We start from the raw sequence: 2107 nt of genomic DNA, 5'->3' as shown, positions 1-2107 counted from the left end.
CCCTGCAACCGATCTGAGCCGGGCATATGAGCCGGGCGTCCCCGCCGCCCGCCCCACCCCGAAGGTGACGGCAGCCCACGCCCAGGCGGCGGGGGCGTCGATCCGGCGTCCGTGGTAGGGCCTGCCCTACCCTCAGGAAGGGTGACAGCGGGAGTCACATCCGGTCGAGTTGTCAGCGATGCTGTAGGTATTCCCCATACGAAGCATCAGCATCGGAGAAGACTTTGACTGTGGTGGACACGTCCCGTGCCCGGCCATCAGGAGAGAGAGGAAGCGACTTCGCCAGGCTGTCGCGCCGTATCGCGCAGGAGGGCCTGCTGAGGAAGCGGCCTGGCTACTACACGGCCAGGATCACCATGGTCGCCGGCCTGTTCGCGGCAAGCTGGGCGCTGTTCGCCTGGGTCGGCGACTCGTGGTGGCAGCTGGCCGTCGCCGTCCTCATGGCCGTGACGTTCGGGCAGGTCACCCTGCTGGCCCACGACCTGGCGCACGGGCAGATCTCCCGTTCGCGGCGCATCAGCAGAATCGCCGGGCTGATCACCGGCAACCTGGCCATCGGGCTCAGCTACGGCTGGTGGATGGACAAGCACACCCGCCACCACGCCAACCCCAACCACGAGGACCGCGATCCCGACGTCTCGCCCGACTTCCTCGTCTGGTCGGAGAGGCAGGCCGAGGCCAGCCGCGGGCTGCCCAGGTTCGTGGGCCGCTGGCAGGCGCTCCTGTTCTTCCCGCTGCTCACCCTCGAAGGGCTCAACCTCAAGGTGTCGAGCTTCCGCGCGCTGCGCAGGAAGTCGCTGAAGAACAGGACGCTCGAAGGGCTGCTGCTGAGCGCCCACGTGCTGGCGTACGCAGGCGCGCTGTTCCTCGTGCTGCCGCCCGGCCTGGCGCTGACGTTCCTCATCGTGCACCAGGCCTGCTACGGCGTCTACCTGGGCTGCACGTTCGCGCCCAACCACAAGGGCATGCCGGTGCTCACCGCCGAGGACGAGCTCGACTTCCTGCGGCGCCAGGTGCTGACCTCACGCAACGTGCGCGGCGGCCGCCTGGTCAACACCGCGCTCGGCGGCCTGAACTACCAGATCGAGCACCACCTGTTCCCGAGCATGCCCACCGCGAACCTGCGCAGGGCGCAGCCCATCGTCAGGGAATACTGCGAGTCGCTCGGCATCGACTACGTCGAGTGCGGCCTGTTCCAGTCGTGGGGGCAGGCGCTGCGCCACCTGCACGAGGTGGGCCGGCAACTGCGCGAGGCCGCCGCCACGTGACGGCGCCCGTGAGGCGCCGGACACGTGACGGCCGAAACCGTGAGCCGCCGGGTGGCGGAAAGCGGGACCGGGCGGGCTCTGTGTAAGGATGGCGGCTGTGTCCCCTCCGTCATCATCCGCGCCTTCGGCGGCGTCCGGGCTGCGGCTCGCGCGCGCGGTCGTGTTCGCGGCCGTCTGCGGCGCGGTGTCGGCGGGCGGGCACGCGCTGGCGGGCGGCGGGCCGGTGCCGTTGCCGGTCTACGGCGCCGCGGTGCTGGCGGCGCTCGGCCTGGCCTACCTGATCGACGGGCGCGAGCGCGGTCCCTTCGCCGTACTCGCCGCGACCGCGGGCACCCAGCTACTGCTCCACCAGCTCTTCGACCGGCTGGCCCCCGCTCCCGCGCCGGAGTCCGCGCACGCGCACCCGGAGCCCGGCATGGCGCTGGTCCATCTCACGGTGGCGGCGCTGACGGCGTGGTGGCTGCACCGCGGCGAACGCGCGTTGTGGCTCGTGATCCGCCTGTACGCCACGCCGCCGCCGGCCGTCGGGCTGCTCGTCGTCGCCCCCGTGGAGGTCGCCCTGCCGTCATGGCCGCCGGCCACCCCCGTCCTCCCCTCGTACGCGGGAGAGACCGTCTCAGGAACGGTCAGCAGGCGCGGCCCGCCCCGCGAGCACCAGCGTCCGCGCTGACTCGCCGCCCTGCCAGCATCCTGGACGCCGGCGCCACGGGCGCGGCCGTCCGGGAGACCTTTCCGGAGACCTGTCATGACACTCCCGCTACTCACCGTCCGCGCGCCACGCATCCGCAAGGCGGCGCTCGCGGCGCTCGCCTGCCTGCTCGTCCTCGCCCTTCCCGCCG

The 2107-nt window shown here is 71.9% G+C and carries 2 protein-coding genes; both read left to right on the top strand.

The genetic code is table 11. The annotated features are described in order from the left end of the window. Positions 1 to 233: 233 nt before the first annotated feature. Positions 234 to 1268 (top strand): fatty acid desaturase family protein, encoded by a 1035-nt coding sequence (locus tag E1267_RS43505; protein ID WP_132342130.1) that lies wholly within the window; start codon positions 234 to 236, stop codon positions 1266 to 1268. 97 nt (positions 1269 to 1365) lie between these two features. Further along, positions 1366 to 1938 (top strand): hypothetical protein, encoded by a 573-nt coding sequence (locus E1267_RS43500; protein ID WP_132342128.1) that lies wholly within the window; start codon positions 1366 to 1368, stop codon positions 1936 to 1938. Positions 1939 to 2107: the final 169 nt, after the last annotated feature.

Origin of the sequence: Nonomuraea longispora (assembly GCF_004348345.1) — a bacterium.
Lineage (GTDB): Bacteria > Actinomycetota > Actinomycetes > Streptosporangiales > Streptosporangiaceae > Nonomuraea > Nonomuraea longispora.
Note: the sequence above shows the minus strand (reverse complement) of the source record. Positions and strands in the feature narration are given on the sequence as shown.